Source organism: Microbacterium sp. M4A5_1d (assembly GCF_053345465.1).
The window spans coordinates 53,907-80,424 of sequence record NZ_JBKFAD010000001.1 but is presented as its reverse complement, the minus strand read 5'-3'; the positions used below and the strand labels follow the sequence as shown (position 1 = coordinate 80,424).

Here is a 26,518-nt window from a genome sequence, read left to right as displayed (position 1 = left end):
GGCCCCGTCCCGAGCCCGACGCTCGATGCAGCGCCGGGGTCACCCTGCCGGGGTCAGGTCGAGTCAGGCGGCGCCGTCGAACATGCTGGTGACAGAGCCGTCCTCGAAGACCTCCTTGATCGCGCGCGCCAGGAGCGGGGCGATCGGGAGGATGGTGAGGCCGGGGAAGCGCTTGTCGTCACCGAGCGGGATCGTGTCGGTGACGACGACCTCGTCGATCGCGGCATCCTGCAGACGCTCGACCGCGGGGTGACTGAAGACGGCGTGCGTCGCCGCGACGATGACGCGCTCGGCGCCGTTGTTCTTCAGGGCCTGCGCGGCCTTGACGATCGTGCCACCCGTGTCGATCATGTCGTCGACCAGCAGGCAGACACGACCCCGGACATCACCGACGATCTCGTTGACGGTGACCTGGTTGGCGACGTTCGGGTCGCGCCGCTTGTGGATGATCGCGAGCGGAGCGCCGAGGCTGTCGGACCAGGTGTCGGCGACGCGGACGCGGCCGGTGTCCGGCGACACGACGGTGAGCTTCTCGCGGTCCTCCGGGCTCAGCGTGCGCTCGAAGTGCTCGAGCAGGACCGGCTTGGCGAACAGGTGGTCGACGGGACCGTCGAAGAACCCCTGGATCTGCGCGGCGTGAAGGTCCACGCTCATCACGCGGTCGGCGCCGGCCGTCTTGAACAGATCGGCGACGAGACGCGCGCTGATGGGCTCGCGGCCGCGACCCTTCTTGTCCTGCCGCGAGTAGGGGTAGTACGGCGCGACGACGGTGATGCGCTTGGCGGACGCGCGCTTGGCGGCATCCAGCATGATCAGCGTCTCCATGAGCCACTCGTTGACCGGCGGTCCGAACGATTGCACCAGGAAGAAGTCGCATCCGCGGATCGACACCTCGAAGCGGGTGAGGATCTCGCCCGATGCGAAGGTGCGGTGCTCGGTCGGGACGAGCTCCGTGCCGAGCTGCGTTGCTACATCGGCCGACAGCGCGGGGTGCGAGCCACCGGATGCCACGACGAGACGCTTCTTGGTCTTGGCGACCAGTCCCGGGGCGATGCCCCGCGAGACGTCGAGGTCAACCGTGTTCTTCTTGCGAGCCATCGTCCGCTTCCTGTGAAGACCGCACGCGTGCCGCTGCTGCGGCGGCTGCAGTACCGGGTCTGTTCTTCTCGACCCACCCTGCGACATTGCGCTGGGGGGCGACGCTGAGCGCGAGAGCACCGGCCGGGACGTCCTTGCGGATGACCGCTCCGGCGCCCGTCTTGGCGCCCTCACCGATCTTAACCGGCGCGACGAAGACGTTGTGCGAGCCGGCGTGGACCTCGTCGCCGATCACGGTGCGGTGCTTGGCGAGGTCGTCGTAGTTCGCGGTGATGGCACCCGCCCCCAGGTTCACGCCGCGGCCGATCTCGGCGTCGCCGACGTACGACAGGTGCGGGACCTTGCTGCCTTCCCCGATGACGGCGTTCTTCGTCTCGACGAACGTGCCGATCTTGCCGCGCTCGCCGAGCTGCGTGCCCGGCCGGATGTACGAGAAGGGCCCCACGGTCGCGTCGGCCCCGATGACGGCGAGGGTCGCGTCGCTCCGCGTGACGGTCGCGCCCGCGCCGACCTCGCAGTCCGAGAGGCTGGTGTCGGGCCCGATCGTCGCACCCTCCGCGATCACCGTGGCACGCAGGATGTGCGTGTTCGGCAGAACGGTCACGTCGGGGGCCAGCGTCGCCGTGACGTCGATCCACGTCGTGGCGGGGTCCTGCACGGTCACCCCCTCGAGCTGCCAGCGGCGCACGGTGCGGGCGTTGAGCAGGCGCGCGGCCTCGGCCAGCTGCACCCGGTCGTTGACGCCGACGATGAGATTCGCGTCCGCGACGAGCTGCGCGGCGACCGCGAGCGCGTCGTTGCGGAGCATGCCGACGACATCGGTGAGGTACTTCTCGGCCTGCACGTTGGCGATGCTGATGCGGCCGAGCCGCTCGCGCAACGGCGCTGCCTGGAAGACGTAGACCCCGGCGTTGACCTCGTCGACGGCGCGCTCGGCATCCGACGCGTCCTTGTGCTCGACGATGCGGTCGACGCTGCCCGCGGTGTCACGGATGACGCGACCGTAACCGGTCGGGTCGCTCAGGCGTGCGCTCAGCATCGTGGCGGCGGCGCCCGATGCACGATGGGTGCGCAGCATCTCGCCGAGCGTCGCGTCATCGAGCAGGGGGACGTCCGCGCTGAGTACGAGCACGTCACCGTCGAAGTCCGGCAGCTGGTCGAGAGCGACCTCGACGGCCCGGCCGGTGCCGGGGATCTCGTCCTGGTCGACGACGACGACCTCGGGCGAGACGCCGAGCACGGCCTCGGCGACGCGATCGCGCTCGTGCCGGACGACGACGAGCACGTGAGCGGGTGCGAGGTCGCGTGCCGTGTCGAGCACATGGCCGACGAGGGGGCGACCGCCGATGCGGTGCAGCACCTTCGGGAGGGAGGACTTCATCCGCGTCCCCTGCCCCGCGGCGAGGATCACGACAGCGAGACGGGGGTCGAGTGGGGTGTCGCTCATGCTCCGCCGCCAGGACTCGAACCTAGACCTCACAGCTCCAAAGGCTGTCGTGCTGCCATTACACCACGGCGGAACGCCGCACGCAGGTGCAGCCCGACAAGTCTGCCAGAGCGCGCGGGGTCGCGTCTGCGCCGCGGCTGAGTCCCGCCCCGCGGGTCGGGATAATGGTGCCATGGCACACGAGACCGACGAGGTGGACCGCATCGTCGGTGCGTGGTCGCTGCAGCGCCCCGACCTCGACTTCTCCCCCCTCGGGGTGCTCTCGCGCGTCGACCGGCTGTCGCGTCACCTCGACCGGGCGCGGCGCGAGGCGTTTCGCCGCAGCGATCTCGAGCCGTGGGAGTGGGACGTGCTCTCGGCCCTGCGCCGCGCGGGCGAGCCCTACCAGCTGAGCCCGAAGCAGCTGCTGCAGCAGACCCTCGTCTCGAGCGGCACGATGACCAACCGCATCGACCGGCTCGTCGCGCGCCGGCTCGTTCGGCGCGAGGCCGATCCGGGCGACGGGCGCAGTGTCCTGGTGACCCTCACCGACGACGGACGCATCCGCGTGGATGCGGCCATCACGCGTCTCGTCGACGCGGAAGCCGTGCTTCTGTCGGGCCTGTCGAAGGGCGACCGGGACCGCCTGGCGTCGCTGCTGCGCAAGCTGTCGCTGGGGTTCGACGGCTCTCCCCCGCCGGCGTCCGCCTGACGCATCCCGCTCCGGCTGACAGCGGCCCCGCCGCGGGCGTGGCCTAGCCTGGAAGCAATATGGCGCATCTTCTGGGAGCCGAGGGCCTTCGCCTCGAGTATCCGACCAAAGTGGTGTTCGACGGGGTCTCCCTCGGAGTCGACGAGGGCGACCGCATCGGCATCGTGGGCCGCAACGGCGACGGCAAGTCGAGCCTCCTGCGCATGCTCGCGGGGCTCGTCGAGCCCGATTCGGGCCGCGTGACGGTTCGCGGCGGCACCCGGGTGGGCGTCCTGGCGCAGGCGGACGACCTCGACGACGACCTCCGGGTGCGCGACGCGGTGGTCGGTGACCTCGCCGATCACGAGTGGGCGGGCGACGCCCGCGTGCGCGACGTCATCGCGGGCCTTCTCGGCGACCTCGACTGGGAAGGTCCGATCCGCGGGCTCTCCGGCGGTCAGCGCCGTCGCGTCTCGCTCGCCGCGCTCCTCGCGGGCGATCACGACGTCATCTTCCTCGACGAGCCCACGAACCATCTCGACGTCGAGGGCATCTCGTGGCTCGCCGAGCACCTCAAGCGCCGCTGGTCGGCCGGTTCCGGTGCGCTCCTCGTCGTGACGCACGACCGCTGGTTCCTCGACGAGATCTGCACCGCGACCTGGGAGGTCCACGACCGCATCGTCGAACCGTTCGAGGGCGGCTACGCGGCGTACATCCTGCAGCGGGTCGAGCGCGACCGGCAGGCGGCCGCCATCGAGGCCCGACGGCAGAACCTCGCCCGCAAGGAGCTGGCGTGGCTGCGCCGCGGCGCCCCCGCCCGCACATCGAAGCCGAAGTTCCGCATCGACGCGGCGAACGAGCTGATCGCCGACGTTCCCGAGATCCGCGATCGGGTCGCGCTGCAGTCGCTCGCGGTGTCGCGACTGGGTAAGGATGTCGTCGACGTCCTCGACGCCGGTGTCAGCTACGGCGATCGCGTCGTGCTCGAGAAGGTCGAGTGGCGCATCGCGCCGGGCGAGCGCACCGGCATCCTCGGCGTGAACGGCGCGGGCAAATCGACGCTCCTCGGGCTCATCTCCGGTACCGTCGAGCCGACCGCGGGACGCGTCAAGCACGGCAAGACCGTCAAGGTCGCGACCCTCTCCCAGCGCATGAGCGAACTGGACGAGCACCTCGAACAGCCGGTCCGCGTCGTCATCTCGAATCTGCGGACGAGCTACACGATCGGCTCGGGATCGAAGGCGCAGGACCTGACCCCGGGGCAGCTCCTCGAGCGCATGGGGTTCAGCTCGGCGCAGCTCTCGACGCCGGTCAAGGACCTCTCCGGCGGGCAGAAGCGGCGTCTCCAGCTGCTGCTCATCCTTCTCGACCAGCCGAACGTGCTGATCCTCGATGAGCCGACCAACGACCTCGACACCGACATGCTGGCGGCCATCGAGGACCTGCTCGACTCGTGGGCCGGCACACTCATCGTCGTCTCGCACGACCGTTACTTCCTCGAGCGCGTGACCGATCAGCAGTACGCGATCCTCGGCGGGCGGCTGCGACATCTTCCCGGCGGTGTCGACGAGTACCTGCGGCTGCGACGCGAGCAGCCCGGGCGCACGGGGTCGACCTCAGCGGCATCCGCTCCGGCATCGGGTGGCGGGGCGGCGAGCCCGGCGGCCCCCACTCTGAGCGGCGCGGAGCGGCGAGCGGCCGAGAAGGAGATCTCGGCGATCGACCGCCGTCTCGAGAAGATCCAGGGCGAGATCGCGGCCGTCGACGCCCAGCTCGCGGAGGCTCACGACGACTTCGAGCGGATCATGAGCCTGCAGCGCCGGCGCGATGAACTCGTCGCCGAGACGACGACCCTCGAGGAACGCTGGCTCGAGCTCGGCGAGGCCATCGACGGCTGAGTGCGCGCCGCACGACGAAGCCCCCGGCGCTGTGCGCACCGGGGGCTTCATTGCGGATCAGACGAGTCCGTTGTCCTCGAGGAACTTCTTCGCGATCGCGGCCGGCTCGAGCTTGTCGACCGTGCTCTGGACGTTCAGGGCGACCAGGGCCTCTGGGGTGAGCTTCGCGCTGACGGCGTTGATGGTGTCCTCGACCTCGCCAGCGAGTTCCTTGTTGACGACCGGGACGACGTTGGACGCGAGGAAGAGCCCCTCGGGGTCTTCGAGCACGACGAGGTCGTCGGTCTGGATGCGCGGGTCGGCCGTGAAGACGTTCGCGACGTTGACGGTGCCGGCGACGAGGTCGTCGACCGTGGTCTCGCCGGTCGCCTGGAAGCCGACCTCGATGCCGTAGGTGTCGGCGAGGCCCGTCGGGCCGTAGGGACGCTGCTCGAGCTCGGCCGGGCCGCCGAGGGTCAGCGGCTCGGTGACGTTCGCGAGGTCGGCAATCGTGGTCAGGTTCCACTGCTCGGCGAATGCCGCCGTCACGGTGTACGAGTCCTGGTCGCTCGCGGTCGCCTGGTCGAGCACCGTGAGGTTCTCGGGGAGCGCGTCGGCGAGAGCGGCATACACGTCCTCGGAGGTGCGGGCGGTGGTGTCCTCGTCGAAGTACTGCAGCAGGTTGCCGGTGTACTCCGGGAACAGCGTCAGCGAGCCGCTCTCGAGCTCGGGCAGGTACGCCTCGCGCTGGCCGGTCGTGAACTGACGGTCGACGGTCTTGCCTGCGCCCTCGAGCGCCTGGGCGTAGATCTCGGCGATGATCTCGTTGGAGTAGTAGTCCTGCGAGCCGATGACGATGGTGCCGTCGGCGGGGGCCGCCGACTCGCCCCCGCCTTCCGCGAGCGGGTCGGAGCTCGCGCATCCGGCGAACAGGGTGGTGGCGGCGAGCACGCCGACACCGGCCGTCAACAGGCGGCGGGTGGTGAAGCGGGACATGGGTTCCTCTTTTCGATGGTGCGGGAGTTCGGTGCTGTGGGTCGGGAAGGTCGGTCAGGCGGTCGCGGCGACGGGCCGGCGGTTCCGCTGCGGGGCGTCGGCGGCGCGCACACCGCGTGGCGCGCTGAGACGTTGCAGAAGGGCGAAGACGGCGTCGAGCAGGAGGGCGAGCAGCGCGAGGATCAGTGCGGCGCCGAGCACCTGGTCGATCGCGCGGAGGTCGATGCCCTGGATGATGCGGAAGCCGAGCCCCCCGAGGTCGGTGTACCCCGCGATCGTCACGGTCGCCACCACCTGCAGCACCGCGGAGCGCAGTCCGCCGATCAGGAGCGGCAGGCCCAGAGGAACCTCCACGCGCCAGAGGATCTGCCACTCCGTCATGCCGACGGCCCGGGCGGCGTCGATCGTGCGGCGATCGATCGCCTGCAGTCCGCTGTAGGCGCCCGCGAGCAGCGGCGGGATCGCCAGCACGACGAACGTGATGAACGCCGCCTCGGTCTTCTGGGTGACGCCCAGCAGCAGGATCAGCAGGATCAGCAGTCCGAACGAGGGGATGGCGCGGGCCGCTCCCGAGACGGCCACGGCGAACTCGCGGCCCTTCCCCGTGTGGCCGATGGCCCAGCCGATCGGTACGGCGATGAGCGCGGCGATCAGGACCGAGACGAAGGTGTAGAACAGCTGCTGGCCGATCAGGAACGGCACCGAGTTGCTGCCCGTGTACTGGGCGGGGTCGAGGATCCAGGCGATCGCGTCGACGAAGACGTTCATGCGGTCGCCTCCCGTCGGCGGCGCGCGCGACGATCGCGGCGGGCCGAGCCCGCGTGCGCCCACGGCATCACGAGTCGTCCGATCACCACGAGCAGCGCATCGATGACGAGCGCGATGATCGCGACGGCGACGATGCCGGCGAACACCTCTTCGAGCAGGCGGCGCTGAATGCCGTTGGTGAAGAGATACCCCAGGTTGGTGACGCCGACGAGGATGCCGACGGTCGCGAGCGACACCGTCGAGACGGCCATGACCCGCAGGCCGGCGAGCAGCACGGGTCCGGACAGCGGCAGGTCGACCGCCCAGAAACGACGGAACCCGCCGTATCCCATGGCCGTGGCCGCCTGCCGGACGCCGGGGTCGACCGAGTCGAAGCCGTCGGCGACCGAGCGGGTCTGGATCGCGATGGCGTAGATCGTCAGCCCGACGATGAGGTTCGTCTCGGTGCGGATGCCGTACCCGAGCGCGCTCGGCAGCAGAACGAGCAGCGCGAGCGAGGGGATCGTGTAGAGAAGCCCCGTCAGGGTGATGACCCACCCGCGCAGCAGGCGATAGCGCCACGCGACCCACCCGAGCGGCACCGAGAGGACGAACCCGAGCACGATCGCGATGACGCTCTGCCGGATGTGATCCAGAGCGAGCGAGAAGATGAGGTCGAGATTCGACCAGATCCACGACACGTCAGGCGTCGCCTTCGACCAGGGTGCCCTGCGTGCGCCCCTCGGAATCGACGAGCACCGCGCCGTTGGCGGTCCGCTCGACGCGCAGGGCGCGCTTGCCCCGGTCGACGCCGATGAAGCTCGCGACGAACTCGTCGGCCGGGTCGCGGATGATCTCGCTGGGCGAGCCGACCTGCAGCTTCCGCGCACCGGCCGCGAGGATCACGACCTGGTCGCCGAGGAGGAACGCCTCGTCGATGTCGTGGGTGACGAAGACGACGGTCTTGCCGAGCTCGCGCTGCAGACGCAGCAGCTCTTGCTGCAGCTCGTCACGCACGATGGGGTCGACCGCGCCGAACGGCTCGTCCATCAAGAGGATGTTGGGGTCGTTCGCGAGGCCCCGGGCAACTCCCACGCGCTGCTGCTGGCCGCCCGACAGCTGACTCGGGTAGCGATCGGCCATCCGGGTGTCGAGACCGACCGTCTCCATCAGCTCGAGCGCCCGGCGACGCGCGTCACGCCGGCTCGTGCCGGTCAGCACGGGCACCGTGGCGATGTTGTCGGCGACGGTGAAGTGCGGCAGCAGCCCCGAGTTCTGCATGACGTATCCGATACGGCGGCGCAGATGCACCGGCGAACCGGTCGCGACGCTCTCGCCGTCGATCTCGATGGCTCCGGAGGTCGGCTCGACCATGCGGTTGATCATGCGGAGCAGCGTCGTCTTGCCGCATCCCGACGATCCGACGAAGACGGTCGTCTTGTGCGAGGGGATGACCAGAGAGAAGTCCTGCACCGCGCGGGTGCCGTCGGGGAACTCCTTGACGACGTCGCGGAACTCGATCACGCGTTCAGCTCTCGATGACGACCGAGCGGTCGAATGCGACGTAGCCGGAGAAATCTGTGCCGACGCGCTCGATCGCAGTCGGGTACGGCGCGGGGTAGGACCAGGCCTTGTCCGAGGAACCGGCGACGTCGAAGTACTGGGCGTCACCCTTCCACGCGCAGGTGTACGCGGTGTCGCTCTCGGTCAGGACGCCCGGAGCGATGCTCCGCGGCGGGAAGTACCAGTTGCCCTCGATCCGCACGAGATCGCTCTCGTCGGCTTCGGCGATGATCGTGTCGCCCAGTCGTGCACGCATGGCGCCGCCCTCCGTTGTGGTCTCTCACGCTAGCGTTCGGAGCCGACACTCGGGCCGTGTTGCGTCATGTCGCGAAATGGACTAGAACAGCGCATCCCGGCCCGGGCGGAGCGATCAGTACCAGAGGCCGACGCGGGGAACGATCGTCGATGCGAACATGCGCGAGGATGCCGCGAGGTCGGTGCCGGTCAGGCGTCCAGCGCGCCCGAGAGTCTCGGGCGACACACCGCCGAGATAGACGGCCGCGAGCTCGACGACCGACAGCTCGAGCACATCGGCGCCGGCCCTATCGGCATCCGCCGCCGTCGCCACCGTGCCCTCGCCGTCGTCATCGACCGTCAGGAGGTACTCGCCGGTGGCGATCCCGAGCGGGTCGCTCACGCGCAGCAGCACGCGCCCCGCGGAGCTGTAGGTGCGCGCGCGGAGAGCGGCCGGCACGTCGAGGATGCGCAGGTACTGGTGGTCGAACACCGAGACCGAGGCGGCCCGCCGATCGCCGATCATCCACAGCACCGCCTCGTCGACCGAGCACAGCTCCGCGCGGACGTGGGCCACCAGGTCGAGCTCCAGCAGGAACCGCCAGAGCGCCGCGTACGCATCGTCGGTCTCGGCGATGAGGATCGTCACCTTCGCGGTGCCCTTGACGATGTCCCGCTCATGAGGCGCGAGCGAGTAGGTCAGGATGCCGCGCACCTCGCCCGCGGCGTCGCGATACTGCACGCAGCGGATCGCTCCCCCGTCCTTCTCGTCGGGATCGGTGCCGGTGAAGCGGTCGCCGTGTCCCGGCGGCAGCGCGATGTCGCCGGGGGTGCGGTGACGCGTGCGCTCGTGCAGCGTCGCCACGAGGTCGCGTGCGGCCGTCCGATCGATGAAATCGAGGCGCCCGTCGGGCGTGGGACCCGCCCAGCGCACCCGGCGGGTGTCGATGTCGAGGATCGCGGCGGAAGCCGCCGAGGCGAAGCCGTAACGGCCGTAGAGCGTCGACTCGGTCACCGTGAGCATGGCGATGGGAAGCCCGGCCGCCGCGACGGTGCGCACCTCGCCCTCCAGGAGCGCCCGCGCGATGCCTCGGCGCCGGTGCGTCTGCGCGACGGTCACGGCGCTGATCGCACCGGCGGGGATCGTTCCGCCCGGCACGGTGAGCTCGGAGGGCCACGACGCGATCGTGCCGACCGCCACCTCCGGCATCGGCCCGCTCTCGTCGAACACGCCGGTCAGGCGCCGACCGCTGTTCCTGCCGCGTGCGCCGGCGATCTGCTCGGGCGAGCGCTCGCCGTCCTGGAAACCGCGCGAGACGGCCTGGATCCAGCCCTCGAACGCCGGTTCGCCGGCGGCCACGGTCAGGTACGTCAAGCCGCGCTCGGCGAGCGCGCGATGCGACGCCTCGTCGACGTCACGGTTCAGCAAGGAGGTCTGGGGCTCGGTCATCGGGTCACCACTTTCGCGCCCGTCACCGGGCCGGAGATGTGACGGGCACGGTGGCCCATCGCGGACAGGTTCTGCTCGATGCCGCGCGCCGCGTCGGCGTCGGCGGCGAGGAAGGCCAGCGTGGGGCCGGAGCCCGACACGAGGCCGGCCAGCGCGCCGATCTCGACGGCGCGATCGAGCAGCTCGCCCAGGTCGGGGCGCAGCGCGCACGCGGCATCCTGCAGATCGTTGCGCAACGCGCCCGCGAGCAGGTCGGGGGAACCCGAACGCAGGGCCTGCAGGACGACCGGGTCGACCTCCGGCGGCTCGGGCCGTGGCGCGATGTCGGGACGGCGTTCGGCTCGCAGCCGATCGAGCTGCGCGTACACCTCGGGGGTGGAGAGTCCGGCTTCGTCGATCACCACGACCCAGTCGAAGCGGGCCCGCCCCAGCGCCGGGCTCAAGCGATCGCCGCGTCCCGTCCCGACGGCACTGCCGCCCATGAGAGAGAAGGGGACATCGGCGCCCAGTCGCGCTGCCAGCTCCTGCAGTGCCGGGGAGGTGAGCCCGGCGCCCCACAACGCGTCGCAGGCCACGAGGGCGGCGGCGGCATCCGCCGAGCCTCCGCCCATGCCGCCGGCCACCGGGATCGCCTTGCAGATCTCCAGGTGCACGCCGCCGAGATACCCCACCTCGCGCGCCACCATCCGTGCGGCGCGCAGAGCGAGGTTGCGATCATCGAGCGGAACGCGGGGCACGGGCGCACCCGCCTCATCGACGACGCTCACGCTGAAGTCGTCCGCCGGTGTGGCGACCAGGTCCTCGTACAGCGAGACGGCTTGATAGACCGAGGCGACGTCGTGGTAGCCGTCGTCCTGGACGGACCCGACGTCGAGGAACAGGTTGATCTTGCCGGGAGCCCGCACACGCACGCGGTCGGGGACGGCGCTGAGGCTCATGAGCCGTCCGGCCCGTCCCAGATCGAGCCGATGCGGGAGGCGATGTCGTCGATCCGCTCGAGCTCGTCCTCGGTGAGGTCGGGCCCGTCGAGCGCCGCCAGGTTCTCGTCCAGCTGAGCGGTGCGCGATGCGCCGATGAGAGCCGAAGCGACCACCGGGTCACGCAGCGTCCACCGGATGGCGAGCTGGGCGAGGGTCTGCCCACGATCGCGCGCGAGGTCGCCGAGCTCGCGCAGGCCCGCCAGTGCGGACGCCGACAGCCGCCCGTCATCGGGCAGCGAGAAGCGCTGCATCGACCGCTCGGACGTGCCGTCGTCGAGATACCGCCCCGTCAGCAGACCCTGCTGCAGCGGCATGAAGCCGATGGCGCCCATCCCGTCTCGGCGCAGCTGGTCGGTCAGGCCGTCCTCGATCCAGCGGTTGAGGATGGAGTACGAAGGCTGGTGGATCACCAGCGGCGTGCCGAGGTCGCGGGCCACCGCGGCGGCCCGAGCGGAGTTCTCGGCCGAGTACGACGAGATCCCGACGTAGAGCGCCTTGCCCTGACGCACGAGCGCGTCGAGCGCTCCCACCGTCTCCTCGATCGGGGTCGTGTCGTCCTCGCGGTGCGAGTAGAAGATGTCGACGTAGTCGACGCTCATCCGCTTCAGCGACTGCTCGGCGCTCGCGATCAGGTACTTCCGTGAACCGTGGTTGCCGTAGGGGCCGTCCCACATGTCGTACCCCGCCTTCGACGAGATGATCAGCTCGTCGCGGTAGGGCGCGAAATCCTCGCGCATCATGCGTCCGAAGTTCGTCTCGGCCGAACCGTAGGGGGGCCCGTAGTTGTTGGCGAGATCGAAGTGCGTGATGCCGCGGTCGAAGGCGTGGCGCAGCACCTCGCGCTGACGGTCGAAGGGGATGTTGTCGCCGAAGTTCCACCACAGCCCGAGCGAGATCGGCGGCAGGAACAGCCCGGAGGCCCCGACCTGGCGGTACCCGCTGCTCTCGTAGCGATCGGGGGCTGCGGTATAGGGACGGTGCAGGTCTCCGCCGCGCGAGGCGGGGAAGCGGGGCGAGGCGGTCACCGTCCGAGCCTATCGAGCGCGCACCCGCTTGCGTCCTCATTCGCGCAGAGTCTCCGAGGTGCGCGGAAACACCGATGTAACGGAGAATGTCTAGTCTGCCTACCGAGACAATCATCCCCCGAGGAGGAAACCCTGGCCCTTTCCGCTCTGCCCCGCCGCGAGAACCCCTGGATCGATCTGCCCGCGAGCCGCGACGACGTGATCCTCGACGAAGGCGTCCTGCGCCTCGTCCACGAGACCACGACGCCGGACGGCGCCCGCACCGCCGACCTGCTGCTGATCGCTGACGCGCTCGAGTCCGCCGGCATCCGCACGCTGCTCATCCGGCACGATCTCCACACGCCCGCGCTCGCGATCGACCTCGCGGACGCGCACAGGACGGCGGCGACCCTGCGCAGTCTCGGTCAGCGCGAGCCGCTGTATCTCAAGGCGAAAGGCACGGCCCCTGTTTTCGCGGCCGATGCGGACATCCCCGATTCCGCACCCCACGCGCTCCGGGCCTACCGCCCCCGCGTCAGCGCTGGCGGAGGCCGGCGGTACGACCACGAGTACGGCGTGCGCGTGGAGTTCTGGCGGTTCGGCGAGACGGCCGTCGAGGCTCCGCAGGCGAATGCGCTCATGCGGCGCATCACGCCGGCGCAGGACGTGCACATCGTGAGCGGGTCGCGGTACGGACGCGAATGGCAGACGGTGGTCGGAATGCTCGACCCGCACCCCCGCGAGGTCACCCACGACATCGACATGGTGTTCTCGTGGGTCGACGGCTCGGCGAGCGAGTTCCAGCGGCAGCGCGCCGCCCAGCTCTCCGAGTACGTCGTCGGCGAGGGAGATGACGGTCCGGCCCGCTATCGGCACGTCGACGAGCTCCGCTACGCCCTGCGGAGCGTGCACATGTACGCGCCGTGGGTGCGGCGGATCTTCATCGCGACGGACTCCCCCGCGCCCGCATGGCTCGCCGACCACCCGAAGGTGACGATCGTGCGCAGCGAGGAGTTCTTCGCCGACCCCTCCACTCTGCCCACGCACAACTCGCACGCGGTCGAGGCCCAGCTGCACCGCATCGACGGGCTGGCCGAGCACTTCCTGTACTCGAACGACGACATGTTCTTCGGTCGCCCCGTGCATCCCGAGCTCTTCTTCTCGCCGGGCGGCATCTCGTCGTTCGTCGAGTGCGACGTGCGCATCGGCGCGGGCGACCCGCGCCTGGAGCGCTCGGGCCACGACAACGGCCTGCGCGTCAACCGAGCCCTGTTGCAGGAGCGCTTCGGGCGCGTCATCGTCCGCGACCTCGAGCACTGCGCCGCTCCCCTGCGCCGCAGCGTCATGCGGGAGCTCGAGGAGACGTTCCCCGAGGACTTCCGCCGCACCGCGGCATCCCGCTTCCGCGCTGCGACCGACATCTCCGTGACCAACTCGCTCTACCACTACTACGCGATGTTCACGGGGCGCGCGCTGCCGACATCGGTGCCGCGCACCCGGTACGTGCAGACGACGCTCGCCCGCTCGCTCGCCGGAATGGAGCGGCTGGCGAAGCGTCGCGACATCGACATGTTCTGCCTGAACGACGGCGGCGAGACCGAGGTTCCGGAGGAGATCCGGGTCGCATCGCTGCGCGATGTGCTGGAGCGGATGTTCCCGATCCGCGCGCCCTGGGAGATCCCGGCGGTCAGCGAAGGACGGGCACGGGACGCGTCGGCGGCGCGCTCCGGCGTGAAGCGCTGACGGGCGCGATCCCGGCCTCGGCCAGCCGCCGCTGAGCCTCGCCCGCGTCGGTGTACTCGAGCGTGGCGGGCGCATCGACCGGCACGACCGAATGCACGACCGTGTCGTCGTACACGTGGACGAAGTTGAACGACTGTGCGCCGTCCTGCGGCCGCGTGCCACCCACCGGAACCGTGAGGTCCTGCGCATAACAGGTCGAGGACGCCACCGAGACCGGGATGCCGGCGAACGTCGCGAAGGTCGAATAGTGCAGGTGGCCCGCGATGATGGCCCGCACGTCCGAACCCGCAAGCACAGCCGCGAGCGAGCGCTGGTCGCGGAGCTCGACGCTGGCCGCCAGCGGCAGGACGCTCGGGACCGGCGGGTGGTGCATCGCGAGGATCGACCCCAGCGGAGCGGGGGTCGACAGCACCTCGCGCAGCCACGCCAGCTGCGCGGGGCGCACTTCGCCGTGATGCGCGCCGGGGACGCTGGTGTCGAGCGTGATGAGCCGAAGCCCGTCGATCTCGTCGACGCGATCGGCGGCATCAGCGGTACCGGGCTCGCGCCACAGCGTCTCGCGGAATCCTGCGCGGTCGTCGTGGTTGCCCATGACCCAGAAGACGCGGGTCCCCAGACGCTCGGCGAACGGCTCGACCAGGTCGCGCAGCTCGGCGTACGCACCGCGCTCGCCGAGATCGACGAGGTCGCCGGTGAAGACGATCCCGTCGGGGCGAAGGGCGGCCGTCTCGATCGCATCGAGGGCCCGGCGCAGGTGCGCGGCCGCGTCGACGCGGTCGAAGAGCTGGGAGCCGGCGGCTCGCAGGTGGGTGTCGCTCAGGTGCAGCAGCACCCTTTCGGGTGCCGGGTACTCGGCGGTTCGCATCGTCTCTTCCGGGTCGGGTGATGCTCGCCGCGACGCTCGCGGCTCGTCCCGAATGTTACCGGCATGTTTCGGGAGAACCCGATGACGCGCTGATGAGCGTTCAGTGAACAGATGCCCCGAGCCGCACGAAATCGTCGATCGTGAGCTGCTCGCCGCGCAGGGTCGGGTCGATGCCGACGGCCTCGAGAGCCGCCGACGCCGTCGCCGCGGTTCCGCCGAACAGCGGCGAGACCGCCTGGCGGAGCATCTTGCGCCGCTGGCCGAAGGCCGCGTCGATGATCTGGAATGTGCGGCGGCGGAGGGCTTCGTCGCCGCGCGCCTCGGCATCCCGCTCGAAGGCGACCAGCAGGCTGTCGACGTTCGGGACGGGCCAGAACACCTGCCGCGAGACCGTGCCGGCGAGACGCCACGATCCGTACCACGCGGCCTTCGCGCTCGGCGAGCCGTAGATCTTCGACCCGGGCGCAGCGGCGAGGCGTTCGGCCACCTCGGCCTGCACCATCACCACACCGCGCCGCAGATACGGGAAGGTCTCGAGGAAATGCAGCAGCACGGGAACGCTGACGTTGTACGGCAGGTTCGCGACGAGCACGGTCGGATCGCCCGGAAGCTCGGTGACGCGCAGCGCGTCGGCGTCGACGACCGTCAGCGCGCCGTCGGCGACGCCGTGCCGGGCCGCGGTGACCGGAAGGTGCGCGGCGAGGCGGTGGTCGATCTCGACCGCTGTGACGCTCGCTCCGGCCTCGAGGATCGCGAGCGTCAGCGACCCCAGACCGGGTCCGATCTCGACGACCCGCTCGCCGGGCTGGACGCGGGCGGCGTGCACGATCTTGCGGACGGTGTTGGCGTCGACGACGAAGTTCTGCCCGAGCTTCTTGGTCGGCGTCACGTCGAGTTCGGCCGCGAGGGCGCGGATCTCGGCGGCACCGAGCAGGGTCACAGGCATGAGGACCAGCCTAGTTGCGCGGCGCCGCGTCGCCCGGCGGACGGCGCGGCGCTGCAGGTCATACGTCCGCGGAGGCGGCAGCGGCAGCCCGAGCGGCACCCGGCAGCGCCTCGAGGATGCGGCCGAGGGCGACGTCGTCGTGCGCCGCGGTGAGGAACCACGCCTCGAACGCCGAGGGGGGAAGCGACACCCCCGCGTCGAGCATCGCGTGGAAGAAGGCCGCGTAGGCGCCGGCATCCTGACCCGTCGCCGTCTCGTAGTCGGGGACGCCTGCGACCACCGCCGAGCCAAAGAAGACGCTGAAGAGCGTTCCCGCGCGCTGGACGATGTGCGGCACACCGGCCGCATCGAGGGCGGCCGAGGCCGCGACGGAGACCGTGTCGGCCGCTCGCGAGATGCGCGCGTAGACGTCGGCGTCGGCGAGCCGGAGGGTGGCGAGACCGGCCGCGACCGCGACGGGATTCCCCGAGAGCGTGCCGGCCTGGTAGACGGGGCCGAGGGGCGCGAGCAGATCCATGATCTCAGCGCGTCCCGCCAGCGCCGCGACCGGAAGACCACCTCCGACGACCTTGCCGAAGGTGAGCAGGTCGGGAGCGACGTCTTCGCCCGTCTCGCGCAGGACTCCCCAGTAGCCCGAGGGTCCGGAGCGGAATCCGGTCAGGACCTCGTCGCTGATGAGCAGCGCGCCGTGCCGGGTCGTGAGCTCGCGGAGGAACGTCGTGAAGCCGGGCACGGGCGGGACGACCCCCATGTTCGCGCCGGCGGCCTCGGTGATCACCGCGGCGATGTTCGGGCCATGCTCGGCGAAGACGGCCTCGAGGGCGACCCGGTCGTTGTAGGGCACCACGAGGGTCTGCGCGGCGATCGGAGCGGGGACGCCCGCCGATCCGGGCAGGGCGAGGGTCGCGAGTCCCGAGCCGGCCTGAGCGAGGAGCCCGTCGGAGTGACCGTGATAGTGGCCCGAGAACTTCACCAGCAGGTCACGTCCGGTCGCACCCCGCGCGAGCCGGATGGCGGTCATGGTCGCTTCCGTGCCCGTCGAGACGAGACGGATCTTCTCCGCGATCGGCACGCGGCGGCGGATCTCCTCCGCCAGCTCGGTCTCGGCGGGGGTCGACGCACCGAACGACAGACCGCGGCGGGCAGCGTCGACGACGGCGTCGATGACCTCGGGATGAGCGTGTCCGACCAGCGCCGGCCCCCAGCTCGCGACGAGGTCGACGTAGTCGCGTCCCTCCGCGTCGGTGACGTAGGGACCGGTCGCGGAAACGTAGAAGCGCGGTGTGCCCCCCACCGAGCCGAAGGCGCGGACCGGGGAGTTCACACCTCCGGGGATGACAGCCCGGGCACGGTCGAACAGTTCGTCATTGCGGGTCATGCGAAGTCCTTTCCAGCGCGGATCCAGTCCGCCACCTCGCGGGCCCAGTACGTGAGGATCACATCGGCACCCGCGCGCCGGATGCCGACGAGCGACTCGGCGATCGTACGGTCACGATCGATCGCGCCGGCCCGCGCGGCCAGCTCGATCATCGCGTACTCCCCCGACACCTGGTACGCCCAGACCGGCACTGTGGCGGCTTCCGCGACGCGCGCGAGTACATCGAGGTAGGGGCCCGCGGGCTTGACCATGACGTAGTCGGCGCCCTCGGCGATGTCCTGCATCGCCTCGGCCAGCCCCTCACGCGCGTTGGCGGGGTCGAGCTGGTACGTGCGGCGGTCGCCCTGCAGAGTCGATTCGACGGCGTCGCGGAAGGGCCCGTAATAGGCCGAGGCGTATTTCGCTGAGTACGCCAGCAGCGCGACGTCGCTGTGACCGGCCTCGTCGAGCGCGGCTCGGATGACGGCGACCTGGCCGTCCATCATCCCCGACAGCCCCAGCACCTCGGCACCGGCCCGAGCCTGGGCGAGCGCCATCCGCGCGTAGACCTCGAGGGTCGCGTCGTTGTCGACCGACCCGTCGGCCGCGAGCAGCCCGCAATGACCGTGGTCGGTGAACTCGTCGAGGCACAGGTCGGCCTGCACCGTGATGCGTCCCTGAGCGGCGTCTCGCGCGACGCGGATCGCGCGATTGAGGATGCCGTCCTCGGCGACCGCCCCCGATCCCTCGGCGTCGCGGACGGCCGGAACGCCGAAGAGCATGATCCCGCCGATGCCCGCGTCCGCGGCATCCGTCACGACGCTCGCGATGGCCTCGATCGGATGCTGCATGACGCCCGGCATGCTGGCGATCGGCAGCGCCTCGTCGATGCCCTCCTTCACGAAGACCGGCAGCACCAGCTGCGCGGCGACGAGGTGGTGCTCGGTCGACAGGCGGCGCATCGCGGGGGTGCGGCGCGTGCGGCGCAGGCGCCGCTCGGGGAAGGTGCTCATGGGGAATCCTCTGGTGCGGGTCGCGCGTCGAGCTCTGCGATGAGGGCGTCGACGCTCTGCGAGTGTGCGGTGTGGTGCACGGTGTAGCCGAGCTTCTCGGCGTCGCGCGTGGTGCCGGGACCGATCGAGGCGATGAACACCTCGGGCCCGGGGATGCCGACCTGACGGCGGAGCTCGCGCCCGACGCTGAGCGACGTGAGGAGCACGGTGTCGATCTTCCCGGTGCGCACCTCCTCGGCGATCTCGGGGGTCAGGTCGACCCCGACCGTCCGGTACGCGATGCAGACGTCGACCTCGTAGCCCTGGAGCTCGAGCTCGTCGCTGATGACGGCCATCGCCAGGTCGGAGCGGAGCACGAGACAGCGCCCCGTCGATCGCGGCGAGCGTCCGGCGCACCACTGCGCGATCATGTTGGTCGCCGACGAGGTGCCGACCGGCACGAACTCGACCTCGAAGCCGGCGTCGGCCACGGCGCGCGCAGTCGGGCGGCCGACCGCGGCGATGCGCGTTCCGATCGGGATGCTCACTCGTTGGGCGACGAGCTGCTCGACGGTCGCGGCGCTCGTGATGAAGACCCAGGCGTACTCCCCCGCAGCCAGAGCGGTGAAGGCGGCGTCGCGGGCGGCGAGATCGCGCGGGGGCCGCGACTGGATGAGGGGCGCGATCACGCCGGTCGCGCCGCGGCGCTCGAGTTCATCGCGCACGCGCTCGCCCCAGGATCCCCCGCGGGGGATCAGGATGCGGCGTCCCTTCAGGCCGCCCGTCATCGGCTCGTCCCCGGCAGATCGGCGATGTCCGCGGCACCGCCGTCCAGCAGCTCGGCGACGACATCGGCGGCGACCGACTCACGCTCGCCCTCGGAGGTCAGGTCGGCGCGCAGGGCACGCTGGGCGCGCACCGTGCGGTCGCCCCCGGGCGCGTAGACCTCGGCGACGAAGACGGACTCGGCCGCGAGCCCGGTGACCGAGATCCCCACCGGCGCGGCACACCCGGCCTCCAGGCGGCGGAGGACCGCACGCTCCAGGAGGGCGCGCGACGACGACTCGGCGTCGTCGATCAGCGCGACCGCGCGACCGATCGGTCCGTCGAGGTCGACCGTGCGGATCTCGACCGCGAGGGCTCCCTGACCGGCCGATGTCGGCCACTGGTCGAGCCCGAAGACCTCGCCGATCGCCGCGTCGCGCTCGATGCGCCGCAGCCCCGCCTCGGCGAGGACGATCGCGTCGTACTCACCGTCGCGCATCTTGCGCAGGCGCGTGTCGATGTTCCCGCGGATGTCGCGCACACGCAGGTCGGGCCGGCGCCGGAGGACCTGCGCGACGCGGCGCGGCGACCCGGTGCCGATGACGGCCCCCTCGGGCAGACCGTCGAGAGTCGTCTCCTCGCTCGGACCGCACAGCACGTCGCGCTGCGGAGCCCGCGGCGGCACGGCACCGATGGTCAATCCCGGGTAGGGCGCGGTGGGAAGGTCCTTCATCGAGTGCACGACGAGGTCGCAGTCGCCCCGCAGCAGCGCCTCGCGCAAGGCGGTGGCGAACACACCGGTACCGCCCATCTGCGCGAGCGAGCCGGTCAGCACATCGCCGTCAGTGGTGATCTCGACGAGCTCGACGGTGATCCCGGTTGCATCCGTGATCGCGTCGGCGACGTGGCGCGACTGGGTCGTGGCGAGCAGGCTCGCCCGTGTCCCGAGACGGAGCACCGGCGCCGCGGACCTGTCGACGTCGTGTGCACCGGCTGTCACGGCGCCACCCCCGCGAGCGCCGGCTGGAAGCCCAGGCGCTTGTTCTCGCAGCATCCGGGACGGCACACGTCGTACCAGGGGCCCAGTGAGGTCACCGCGGGACGCTCCTCGACGGGCGTCCCCTCGAGCCGCTCCTCGACGAGGTCGACCAGACCCGCGACGTAGGCCGGGTGCGTGCTGGGCGACGCGGTGCGCACCGCGAACAGCCCGTGCTCCTCGGCCGTCTCCATCGCCTCGGTGTCGAGGTCCCAGAGCACCTCCATGTGGTCGCTGACGAACCCGAGCGGCACGATCAGCACGGCCTTGCGCCCCGCGGCGGGCAGCTCGGCGATCGCGTCGTTGATGTCGGGCTCGAGCCACGGCACGGACGGCGGGCCCGACCGGCTCTGGAACACCAGCTGCCACGGGCTCGTCGTGCCGAGCTCGGCCACGATCGCCTCCGCGACAGCGGTGTGCTGCGCGACGTACGCGCCACCGGGGCCGAAGCCGCGCTCGGGCGGGCCGGAACGGTCGGCGTCGGAGTTCGGGATCGAGTGCGTCGAGAAGAGGATCTCGATGTCCTCCTCGGCGATGCCGCGCTCGCGCACCTTCGCCAGGCCGTCGCGGATGCCGTCGACGAACGGAGCGACGAACCCGGGGTGGTCGAAGAACTGCCGGACCTTATCGATCTCGACCTCGCCCGCCAGTCCGGTGGCCTCCATCGCGTCGGCCAGGTCTTCGCGGTACTGGCGGCACGACGAGTAGGAGCTGTAGGCGCTCGTCGCGATCGCGATGACGCGACGATGCCCGTCGGCGTGCAGGTCGCGCAGGGCATCGTCGACGTACGGCATCCAGTTGCGGTTGCCCCAGTACACCGGCAGCCCGAGGCCGCGCGCGGCGATCTCCGCCTCGAGGGCGGCCTTGAGCTCGCGGTTGTGCTGGTTGATCGGCGACACGCCGCCGAAGTGGCGGTAGTGGTGCGCGACCTCTTCGAGGCGCTCGTCGGGGATGCCGCGCCCGGCGGTGACGTTGCGGAGGAACGGCAGAACGTCGTCCTGGCCCTCGGGGCCACCGAAGCCGAGGAGGAGGAGCGCGTCGTACGACGTGGGCTCGCTCGCGTGGGGCGCTCCCCCGCACGACGCCGGACCGGCGGCGGGAACCGCGCAGCCGGGGGCGCACGGCGGCGCGCTCTGGGCACGCGGGGGCTTGGGGCGGAACTCGTTCGCGCTCATCAGGACAGCACCTCCGCCAGCTCGGACACCTCGACGCGTCGGCCGGTGTAGAAGGGCACCTCTTCACGGACGTGCCGCCGCGCATCGGTGGCGCGCAGGTCGCGCATGAGGTCGACGAGACTGATCAGCTCGTCGCTCTCGAGGGGCAGGAGCCACTCGTAGTCGCTCAGGGCGAAGGTCGAGACGGTGTTGGCGATGACGTCCGAGAACTTCGCGCCGCGGCGGCCGTGCTGGGCGAGCATCGCCGAGCGCTCCTCCTCGGGCAGCAGGTACCACTCGTAGCTGCGCACGAACGGGTAGAGGCAGAGCCAGTCGCGGGCGTGCTCGCCGCGAAGGTAACCGGGAACGTGCCGCTTGTTGAACTCCGCCTCGCGGTGCACGCCCATGGCGCTCCACTCGAGGTCGAAGGCGGCCAGCGCGGCCGTCCGCCGAAGTTCGCGCAGGGCGCGCTGCAGCGCCGCCGGGTCGTCGTCGGAGCCGGGGGCGGTGTGCAGCCAGACCATCAGATCGGCGCCGGCACGCATGCCGGTGACGTCGTACAGGCCACGCACCGTCACTCCTGCGTCGGGCAGTCCGGCGACGACGCGCTCGAGTTCGGCGAGGTCGGCGTCGGTGGGCGTCTGCGGCCGCGGGCGCGGGCCCGCGAGGATCGCGAAGAGGGTGTAACCGAGCGGGATCTGTTCTTCGGTCATCGGGAGTCCTTTCGAACGGAGGGAACGGCGAAGAGCTCATGGGCCAGCGCGCGGGCGTGCGGGATGACCGAGGCGAGTCCGGTCCCGGCGGCGACGGCGCCGGTGACGTGGATGCCGCGGGCGGCGGCATCCATCACCGTCGCCGTCCACGCCTCGGACTCGGCCGGGACGACGGCATCGCGCCAGCGGGTGGTGATGATCTCACCGACGTCGCTTCGGTCGACGCGCGCACCGGTGAGATGCGAGATCTCGCGGGCAACGGCTGCGGCGGAGTCGAGGCCGGCGGTGTCGTCGGCACGCGCTGAGAGGCGCACGACATGCGTTCCCTCGGGCAGCGCTTCCCGGGCCCAGGCCCACTTCGCGTCGATGTGGGTGAGAGCCTTGGCCGCGGTGCGCGCGTCAGGAGCGACGATGACGCCGGAGCCGACCGGCTCCGCAGACAGGTCGTCGGAGGTGACCGCCGCGGTGAGCAGGCGAACCGCGGGCTGGATCGGCGCCGTGGCGGCTGCGTCGATGGCGCCGCTGTCCTGCCCGAGCAGGGCTGCGGCGCCTCGCGGGCCGGTCGCGATGACGACGTGCTCGGCACGGATCGTCCCGCCGTCGGCGAGCGCCACCGAGACGCCGGAGCCCCGCGCCGAATCGACCCGGCCGACCGCGGTGCCGGTGCGGATCACCGCGCCTCGCTCGGCGGCGAGGCTCGCGACGGCGTCGGCGAGCCGCCACATGCCCCCGGAGATCCCGCCCACAGCGGTTCCGCCGGGCGCGTTCGGGGCGACCTCCGCGGCCGCGGCCAGCAACGATCCGGTTCGCTCGAACGCCGCCCACATCTTCGGGTGAAGACGCGGGAGCGGAACGGCCGCGGCCGGCTGCGAGTAGATGCTGCGGCAGAGCGGATCCACGAGAGCACGGAGGAGGCCTTCGCCGAGGCGTTCTTCGACGACGTCGGCGAGCGAGGCGGTCGGGTCGATCGGGGCGTCGAGCACCTCGGCGGCGGCCCGCTCGGCCGCGCGGTCGCCGATGATCGCGACCACATCCGAAGCGAGCGGGTCGGCCGGGATGCCGATGACCGTGCGTCGCGGCAACGGCAGACGGCTCCACCGGGTGCCGGGCAGGCCGACGCCGTGCTGCGAGACCAGGTGCGCGGGACCCGACCGCGGTGCGACGACCTCGAGCGGCAGGGCGAAGTCGGCGATGAGTCGCGGCACCGCATCGGTCCGCTTGGCGAAGGACTCCGCCCCGAGGTCGACGTCGATTCCGACGATGCGCCCACGGCGCAGCATCCCGCCGATCTGGTCATCGGACTCGAGGACGGTGACGCGCTTCCCCGCTGTCACGGCTTCGAGCGCGACGACCAGCCCGGCGATACCGGCCCCGACGACGACGACGTCGGTCTCGACGGTCATGCCGACCGCCAGGCGTGAACTGTCCGCACCACCGAGCTGATGGCGTCGGGATCGGCTTCCATGGGCACCCCGTGCCCGAGGTTGAACACGTGTGCGCGGGCCGCACGCCCGGCCTCGAGGATGCGCGCGATCGCCGCGTCGCGGACCTCGGTCGGAGCGAAGAGCAACGCGGGATCGAGGTTGCCCTGCAGCGTCAGGTCGCCGCCGACCCGACGAGCGGCCTCGTCGAGGGGCACGCGGTAGTCGACTCCGAGGGCGTCGATGCCGATCGAGGCCATGTCACGCAGGATCTCGCCCGTCCCGACACCGAAGTGCACGAGCGGGATGTGGTCGATGCCCGAGCCGACGGGGACCGGGAGAGCTCGCACGGCGTCGAACGACGCCGCGGATGCCGGCAGAGCCGCCGCGCGGTAGTCCTCGGGAGGGAGACCGCCCGCCCACGAGTCGAACAGCTGCGCGGCGCTGGCGCCGGACTCGACCTGCAGCGCGAGGAACTCCCCCGTCACGCGGGCGAGCCACTCCGTCAGCGCTCGCCAGGCAGCCGGGTCCTCGTGGATCAGACGGCGGGCGGCCAGGTGGTCCTTGGACGGTCCGCCCTCGACGAGGTAGGCGGCGAGGGTGAAGGGGGCTCCGGCGAAGCCGATGAGCGGCAGCGGCTCGCCGCGCGACTCGGACTCCTCGGCCAGCATCCCGGTCGTCAGCTCGACGGCGCGGGCGATGGCCTCGCCGCGTTCGCGCACGAGAGCGGGATCGATCTCGACCGCGCGGGCGATGTCGGCCGCCGTCCGCAGCGGCTGGGCGAAGACGGGTCCGCGACCCGCCGCGATCTCCACCTCGATGCCGAGGATCGCCAACGGCACGATGATGTCGCTGAAGAAGATCGCCGCGTCGACGCCGTGCCGGCGCACCGGCTGGAGCGTGATCTCGCTGGCGAGCTCGGGCGTCAGGCAGGCGTCGAGCATCGTGCCCTGCGAGCGCAGCGCACGGTATTCGGGCAGTGACCGGCCGGCCTGGCGCATGAACCAGACGGGGGTCTTCTCGACGCGTTCGCCGAGCAGGGTGCGCACGAGCCGGCTCGAGCCGGTGGCGTGCGTGACGAGAGGGTGGGCGGATGCCGGAATGATGATCTCCTCGAATGAGTTAATCGATATACTAGTCACGATTCCAGGGGGTTCTTCCGCACGTGCTCGTCGCTCTCACCGCGCATCAGCGCTCCACGCCGCTCGCTTCACTCGAGCGACTCTCCGTCATCGGAGACGAAGTCGGCACCCGGTTGACAGAGGCCCATGACGCCATCCAGGGTGCCGTCGTGCTCGCGACCTGCAACCGCTTCGAGGCGTACTTCGACCTGCGCGACGACGCCGACTTCCCCTCGACGATCCCGGCGATGGATGCCGCGATGGAAGAGATCGCGAAGCTGAGCGATCTTCCGTACCGGACCGTTCGCGAGACCGTCGACTTCGCTCACGGCAACAAGGTCGCCCACCACCTCTTCTCCGTCGCATCCGGACTCGACTCCGTCGCCGTCGGCGAGGACGAGATCGCCGGCCAGGTGCGCCGCGCCCTCGACGACGCGCGGCGCGGCGGACTGACCACGGCGCCCCTCGAGCACCTCTTCCAGCGGGCCACCGAGACCTCGCGCGCCGTGAAGAACAGCACACGCATCGGCGAGTCGGGCCGCTCGCTCGTGCGACTCGCCCTCGAGCTCGCATCCTCGCGGGTGGCGGACTGGTCCACTGCACGGGTTCTGCTCGTGGGCACCGGCCGCTACGCCGCGGCATCCCTCGCCGCTCTGCGCGACAAGGGTGCCGTCGACGTCCGCGTGCACTCGCGCTCGGGCCGCAGCCGCTTCGCCCAGCGCGAGCACCTCGTCGCCGTCGACGCCGAGCACTACGCCGAAGAGGCGGCAGCCGCCGATGTCATCATCACCTGCACGACCACGACCGACACCTACGCTCTGACCGCTGCCGAGCACGCGGCACGGCGCAGCGGCGCCGACCGCACGCAGCTGATCATCGACCTCGGTCTGCCCCGCAACGTCGACCCGGCGCTGCGCGATGTTCCCGACATCGAGCTGCTCGACCTCGAGACGATCCGCATCCACGCGCCGATCGACGAATTCGCGACGCTCGACGAGGCGCGCGAGATCGTCGCGGGAGCCGCAGCACGGCACGCCGCCGCGCGTCGCGTGCACGAGGTCGCCCCGTCGGTCGTGGCGATGCGCGGCTACATCACCGGCATCCTCGACGACGAGCTCGAGCGGGCTCACCTGCGGGGCGAGTCGCCTCAGGTCGAGGCTGCGCTGCGCCACTTCTCCGGCGTCCTGCTGCATCGCCTGATCGCGCAGGGGCACACGCTCGCCTCCTCCGGTTCGGGTGCAGCCTGGGCCGATGCGGTGGCCACCGTCTTCCCCGCCGCGACCGGAGCGACCTCGCCGGGCGGCACCGTCCCGACCGAGCGCGCCCCGGGCGACGCCGAAGCGGGAGCCGGTCGGTCATGAGCCGGCCGGTGACCCTGAAAGACATCGCGCTGCGCGCGGGTGTCTCGACGGCCGCCATCAGTCAGGCGCTTAACGATCGCGGAAGCCTGCGCCCCGAGACCCGGGAGCGCATCAAGGCGATCGCCGCCGAGCTCGGCTATCAGCCGAACAAGTACGCCGCGGCGCTGCGGAGCGGCCGCACGATGTCGGTCGGCTTCGTCGTTCCCCAGGATGCCGAGCTGGACCTGTCCAAGCGCGGCGCCCTCCACCGCAGCCGGCACATCGGCGCGCTCGTCAGCGCTGCCGCCGATCAGGGCTTCACGGTCACGATGCTGCCCGCGGCACGACCCGATCTGCTCCGTGGTGCGCAGATCGACGTCGTCTACTTCGCCGAGGTGGCCGCCGACGACCTGCTGCTGCGCGAGGCCATCGCCCGCGGCATCCCCGTCGCGACCAATGACCTCTACGTCGACACCGAGCTGTCCATCACCGTCCGCACCGGCTACGACGAGGCGGTGCGCGCGGCGCTCGCCCTGCTCGAAGCCGGTGGGGCCCGGCGAATCGGGTTCCTCGTCGACGATGCGGGCTCGCCCCGCGACGAAATCGGCGAGACCGCGTACCACGCGTGGAGCACCGTGCGCGGCCGTGAACCCCTCGTCGCGTACCTCGACGCGGAGCACGGCACCCTCCCCCGCCGGGTCGGCGAGCTCCGCGATGCCGGCGCGGATGCGATCTTCTCCTTCGCCGAAGAGGGGCCGGCCATCTACCTGCAGCTCGAAGAGATGGACTTCGTCATCCCACGCGACATGCAGTTCGTCGCGCTGTGCACCAGTGACTGCGCCGTGAACACCCGCCTGGGCGTCACGCACGTCTGCGTGCACCCGGAGCTCGCCCCCGCCGCGATGTTCCAGGCGCTCAGCAGCATCCGCGATGCCGCGTCGCCCGACGTCGTCGACCTTCCGTGGGAGATCGTCCGCGGCTCGTCGACGCGCTGACGCG

25 protein-coding genes and 1 tRNA gene are annotated in these 26,518 nt (G+C 71.1%); 5 read left to right on the top strand and 21 right to left on the bottom strand.

Features of this window, described 5'->3' with window-relative positions; genetic code table 11:
* Positions 1-63: 63 nt before the first annotated feature.
* From ACLBWJ_RS00320 to ACLBWJ_RS00310, 3 genes are all read right to left on the bottom strand, one after another.
* A complete protein-coding gene (locus ACLBWJ_RS00320) occupies positions 64-1,098 on the bottom strand; it encodes a ribose-phosphate diphosphokinase (RefSeq protein ID WP_112617994.1) in 1,035 nt (344 codons plus the stop codon).
* Positions 1,073-2,545 (bottom strand): bifunctional UDP-N-acetylglucosamine diphosphorylase/glucosamine-1-phosphate N-acetyltransferase GlmU, encoded by a 1,473-nt coding sequence (gene glmU, locus ACLBWJ_RS00315; RefSeq protein ID WP_274179528.1) that lies wholly within the window; start codon positions 2,543-2,545, stop codon positions 1,073-1,075. Before glmU ends, ACLBWJ_RS00320 begins: the two co-directional genes overlap by 26 nt.
* A gap of 1 nt (position 2,546) precedes the next feature.
* A tRNA-Gln gene (locus ACLBWJ_RS00310) sits at positions 2,547-2,618 on the bottom strand.
* Positions 2,619-2,717: 99 nt separating this feature from the next.
* Here ACLBWJ_RS00310 and ACLBWJ_RS00305 point away from each other — a divergent pair.
* Positions 2,718-3,236, top strand: coding sequence for a MarR family winged helix-turn-helix transcriptional regulator (locus ACLBWJ_RS00305; RefSeq protein WP_274179529.1), 519 nt, complete (start codon positions 2,718-2,720; stop codon positions 3,234-3,236).
* A gap of 59 nt (positions 3,237-3,295) precedes the next feature.
* Positions 3,296-5,113 (top strand): ABC-F family ATP-binding cassette domain-containing protein, encoded by a 1,818-nt coding sequence (locus ACLBWJ_RS00300; RefSeq protein ID WP_447659566.1) that lies wholly within the window; start codon positions 3,296-3,298, stop codon positions 5,111-5,113.
* 57 nt (positions 5,114-5,170) lie between these two features.
* Here the strand turns inward: ACLBWJ_RS00300 and ACLBWJ_RS00295 are convergent, their stop codons facing one another.
* The 8 genes from ACLBWJ_RS00295 to ACLBWJ_RS00260 all read right to left on the bottom strand — a co-directional run bounded on the left by ACLBWJ_RS00295 (position 5,171) and on the right by ACLBWJ_RS00260 (position 12,087).
* A complete protein-coding gene (locus ACLBWJ_RS00295; protein WP_071918006.1) occupies positions 5,171-6,088 on the bottom strand; it encodes an ABC transporter substrate-binding protein in 918 nt (305 codons plus the stop codon).
* A 54-nt stretch (positions 6,089-6,142) separates the two neighbouring features.
* The gene (locus tag ACLBWJ_RS00290) at positions 6,143-6,856 is read right to left on the bottom strand and encodes an ABC transporter permease (protein WP_112618041.1); all 714 of its coding nucleotides are present in this window, start codon (positions 6,854-6,856) and stop codon (positions 6,143-6,145) included.
* Positions 6,853-7,536 (bottom strand): ABC transporter permease, encoded by a 684-nt coding sequence (locus tag ACLBWJ_RS00285; RefSeq protein WP_112617990.1) that lies wholly within the window; start codon positions 7,534-7,536, stop codon positions 6,853-6,855. The genes ACLBWJ_RS00290 and ACLBWJ_RS00285 overlap by 4 nt, the downstream gene beginning before the upstream one ends.
* Before the next feature lies 1 nt (position 7,537).
* Positions 7,538-8,359, bottom strand: coding sequence for an ABC transporter ATP-binding protein (locus ACLBWJ_RS00280; RefSeq protein ID WP_114589291.1), 822 nt, complete (start codon positions 8,357-8,359; stop codon positions 7,538-7,540).
* A gap of 4 nt (positions 8,360-8,363) precedes the next feature.
* Entirely contained in the window at positions 8,364-8,654 is a 291-nt protein-coding gene (locus tag ACLBWJ_RS00275) for a DUF427 domain-containing protein (protein WP_447659565.1), read from the bottom strand.
* 114 nt (positions 8,655-8,768) lie between these two features.
* Positions 8,769-10,082, bottom strand: coding sequence for a GNAT family N-acetyltransferase (locus ACLBWJ_RS00270; protein WP_447659564.1), 1,314 nt, complete (start codon positions 10,080-10,082; stop codon positions 8,769-8,771).
* Positions 10,079-11,020 carry a 4-(cytidine 5'-diphospho)-2-C-methyl-D-erythritol kinase gene (locus ACLBWJ_RS00265; protein ID WP_447659563.1) on the bottom strand — a complete coding sequence of 314 codons (942 nt, stop codon included), beginning with the start codon at positions 11,018-11,020 and terminating at the stop codon, positions 10,079-10,081. The genes ACLBWJ_RS00270 and ACLBWJ_RS00265 overlap by 4 nt, the downstream gene beginning before the upstream one ends.
* A complete protein-coding gene (locus ACLBWJ_RS00260; protein WP_114589289.1) occupies positions 11,017-12,087 on the bottom strand; it encodes an aldo/keto reductase in 1,071 nt (356 codons plus the stop codon). Before ACLBWJ_RS00260 ends, ACLBWJ_RS00265 begins: the two co-directional genes overlap by 4 nt.
* A gap of 198 nt (positions 12,088-12,285) precedes the next feature.
* On the opposite strand from ACLBWJ_RS00260, the gene ACLBWJ_RS00255 reads away from it, so the two are divergent.
* A complete protein-coding gene (locus ACLBWJ_RS00255) occupies positions 12,286-13,809 on the top strand; it encodes a stealth conserved region 3 domain-containing protein (RefSeq protein ID WP_323985806.1) in 1,524 nt (507 codons plus the stop codon).
* On the opposite strand, the gene ACLBWJ_RS00250 is transcribed toward ACLBWJ_RS00255, so the two are convergent.
* From ACLBWJ_RS00250 to hemE, 10 genes are all read right to left on the bottom strand, one after another.
* A complete protein-coding gene (locus tag ACLBWJ_RS00250; RefSeq protein WP_274179538.1) occupies positions 13,754-14,674 on the bottom strand; it encodes a phosphodiesterase in 921 nt (306 codons plus the stop codon). The genes ACLBWJ_RS00255 and ACLBWJ_RS00250 overlap by 56 nt on opposite strands.
* A 100-nt stretch (positions 14,675-14,774) precedes the next feature.
* Complete coding sequence (rsmA, locus tag ACLBWJ_RS00245) at positions 14,775-15,620, bottom strand: 16S rRNA (adenine(1518)-N(6)/adenine(1519)-N(6))-dimethyltransferase RsmA (protein WP_274179539.1); 846 nt, start codon at positions 15,618-15,620, stop codon at positions 14,775-14,777.
* Between the two features lie 58 nt (positions 15,621-15,678).
* Positions 15,679-16,998 (bottom strand): glutamate-1-semialdehyde 2,1-aminomutase, encoded by a 1,320-nt coding sequence (gene hemL / locus ACLBWJ_RS00240; protein WP_274179540.1) that lies wholly within the window; start codon positions 16,996-16,998, stop codon positions 15,679-15,681.
* On the bottom strand, positions 16,995-17,990 hold the full coding sequence (hemB, locus tag ACLBWJ_RS00235) for a porphobilinogen synthase (protein ID WP_274179541.1): 996 nt from the start codon (positions 17,988-17,990) through the stop codon (positions 16,995-16,997). The genes hemL and hemB overlap by 4 nt, the downstream gene beginning before the upstream one ends.
* Complete coding sequence (locus ACLBWJ_RS00230; protein ID WP_112617980.1) at positions 17,987-18,757, bottom strand: uroporphyrinogen-III synthase; 771 nt, start codon at positions 18,755-18,757, stop codon at positions 17,987-17,989. The genes hemB and ACLBWJ_RS00230 overlap by 4 nt, the downstream gene beginning before the upstream one ends.
* Positions 18,754-19,734, bottom strand: a complete 981-nt coding sequence (gene hemC, locus ACLBWJ_RS00225; protein WP_274179542.1) for a hydroxymethylbilane synthase — start codon at positions 19,732-19,734, stop codon at positions 18,754-18,756. The genes ACLBWJ_RS00230 and hemC overlap by 4 nt, the downstream gene beginning before the upstream one ends.
* Positions 19,731-20,945, bottom strand: coding sequence for a ferrochelatase (locus tag ACLBWJ_RS00220; RefSeq protein WP_447659562.1), 1,215 nt, complete (start codon positions 20,943-20,945; stop codon positions 19,731-19,733). Before ACLBWJ_RS00220 ends, hemC begins: the two co-directional genes overlap by 4 nt.
* Entirely contained in the window at positions 20,945-21,637 is a 693-nt protein-coding gene (hemQ, locus tag ACLBWJ_RS00215) for a hydrogen peroxide-dependent heme synthase (RefSeq protein WP_274179544.1), read from the bottom strand. Before hemQ ends, ACLBWJ_RS00220 begins: the two co-directional genes overlap by 1 nt.
* Positions 21,634-23,040: a protoporphyrinogen/coproporphyrinogen oxidase gene (locus ACLBWJ_RS00210; RefSeq protein WP_447659561.1), complete on the bottom strand. Its 1,407-nt coding sequence runs from the start codon at positions 23,038-23,040 to the stop codon at positions 21,634-21,636. The genes hemQ and ACLBWJ_RS00210 overlap by 4 nt, the downstream gene beginning before the upstream one ends.
* The gene (hemE, locus tag ACLBWJ_RS00205) at positions 23,037-24,059 is read right to left on the bottom strand and encodes a uroporphyrinogen decarboxylase (protein WP_282502583.1); all 1,023 of its coding nucleotides are present in this window, start codon (positions 24,057-24,059) and stop codon (positions 23,037-23,039) included. The genes ACLBWJ_RS00210 and hemE overlap by 4 nt, the downstream gene beginning before the upstream one ends.
* A gap of 164 nt (positions 24,060-24,223) precedes the next feature.
* On the opposite strand from hemE, the gene ACLBWJ_RS00200 reads away from it, so the two are divergent.
* Together ACLBWJ_RS00200 and ACLBWJ_RS00195 are read left to right on the top strand one after the other, a co-directional pair.
* A complete protein-coding gene (locus ACLBWJ_RS00200; protein WP_269266062.1) occupies positions 24,224-25,540 on the top strand; it encodes a glutamyl-tRNA reductase in 1,317 nt (438 codons plus the stop codon).
* Between the two features lie 8 nt (positions 25,541-25,548).
* Positions 25,549-26,514, top strand: a complete 966-nt coding sequence (locus ACLBWJ_RS00195; protein WP_274179546.1) for a LacI family DNA-binding transcriptional regulator — start codon at positions 25,549-25,551, stop codon at positions 26,512-26,514.
* Positions 26,515-26,518 lie beyond the last annotated feature (4 nt).

Bases quoted from the DNA above. Each gene is read 5' to 3' on its own strand.
- ACLBWJ_RS00220 (WP_447659562.1), bottom strand. From the start codon at position 20,945: ATGAGCGCGAACGAGTTCCGCCCCAAGCCCCCGCGTGCCCAGAGCGCG.
- rsmA (WP_274179539.1), bottom strand. From the start codon at position 15,620: ATGCCTGTGACCCTGCTCGGTGCCGCCGAGATCCGCGCCCTCGCGGCC.
- ACLBWJ_RS00290 (WP_112618041.1), bottom strand. From the start codon at position 6,856: ATGAACGTCTTCGTCGACGCGATCGCCTGGATCCTCGACCCCGCCCAG.
- ACLBWJ_RS00265 (WP_447659563.1), bottom strand. From the start codon at position 11,020: ATGAGCCTCAGCGCCGTCCCCGACCGCGTGCGTGTGCGGGCTCCCGGC.
- hemE (WP_282502583.1), bottom strand. From the start codon at position 24,059: ATGCGCCAGGCCGGCCGGTCACTGCCCGAATACCGTGCGCTGCGCTCG.
- ACLBWJ_RS00230 (WP_112617980.1), bottom strand. From the start codon at position 18,757: ATGACGGGCGGCCTGAAGGGACGCCGCATCCTGATCCCCCGCGGGGGA.
- ACLBWJ_RS00320 (WP_112617994.1), bottom strand. From the start codon at position 1,098: ATGGCTCGCAAGAAGAACACGGTTGACCTCGACGTCTCGCGGGGCATC.
- hemQ (WP_274179544.1), bottom strand. From the start codon at position 21,637: ATGACCGAAGAACAGATCCCGCTCGGTTACACCCTCTTCGCGATCCTC.
- glmU (WP_274179528.1), bottom strand. From the start codon at position 2,545: ATGAGCGACACCCCACTCGACCCCCGTCTCGCTGTCGTGATCCTCGCC.
- hemL (WP_274179540.1), bottom strand. From the start codon at position 16,998: ATGACCCGCAATGACGAACTGTTCGACCGTGCCCGGGCTGTCATCCCC.
- ACLBWJ_RS00275 (WP_447659565.1), bottom strand. From the start codon at position 8,654: ATGCGTGCACGACTGGGCGACACGATCATCGCCGAAGCCGACGAGAGC.
- hemB (WP_274179541.1), bottom strand. From the start codon at position 17,990: ATGAGCACCTTCCCCGAGCGGCGCCTGCGCCGCACGCGCCGCACCCCC.
- ACLBWJ_RS00305 (WP_274179529.1), top strand. From the start codon at position 2,718: ATGGCACACGAGACCGACGAGGTGGACCGCATCGTCGGTGCGTGGTCG.
- ACLBWJ_RS00210 (WP_447659561.1), bottom strand. From the start codon at position 23,040: ATGACCGTCGAGACCGACGTCGTCGTCGTCGGGGCCGGTATCGCCGGG.
- ACLBWJ_RS00300 (WP_447659566.1), top strand. From the start codon at position 3,296: ATGGCGCATCTTCTGGGAGCCGAGGGCCTTCGCCTCGAGTATCCGACC.
- ACLBWJ_RS00250 (WP_274179538.1), bottom strand. From the start codon at position 14,674: ATGCGAACCGCCGAGTACCCGGCACCCGAAAGGGTGCTGCTGCACCTG.
- ACLBWJ_RS00295 (WP_071918006.1), bottom strand. From the start codon at position 6,088: ATGTCCCGCTTCACCACCCGCCGCCTGTTGACGGCCGGTGTCGGCGTG.
- ACLBWJ_RS00270 (WP_447659564.1), bottom strand. From the start codon at position 10,082: ATGACCGAGCCCCAGACCTCCTTGCTGAACCGTGACGTCGACGAGGCG.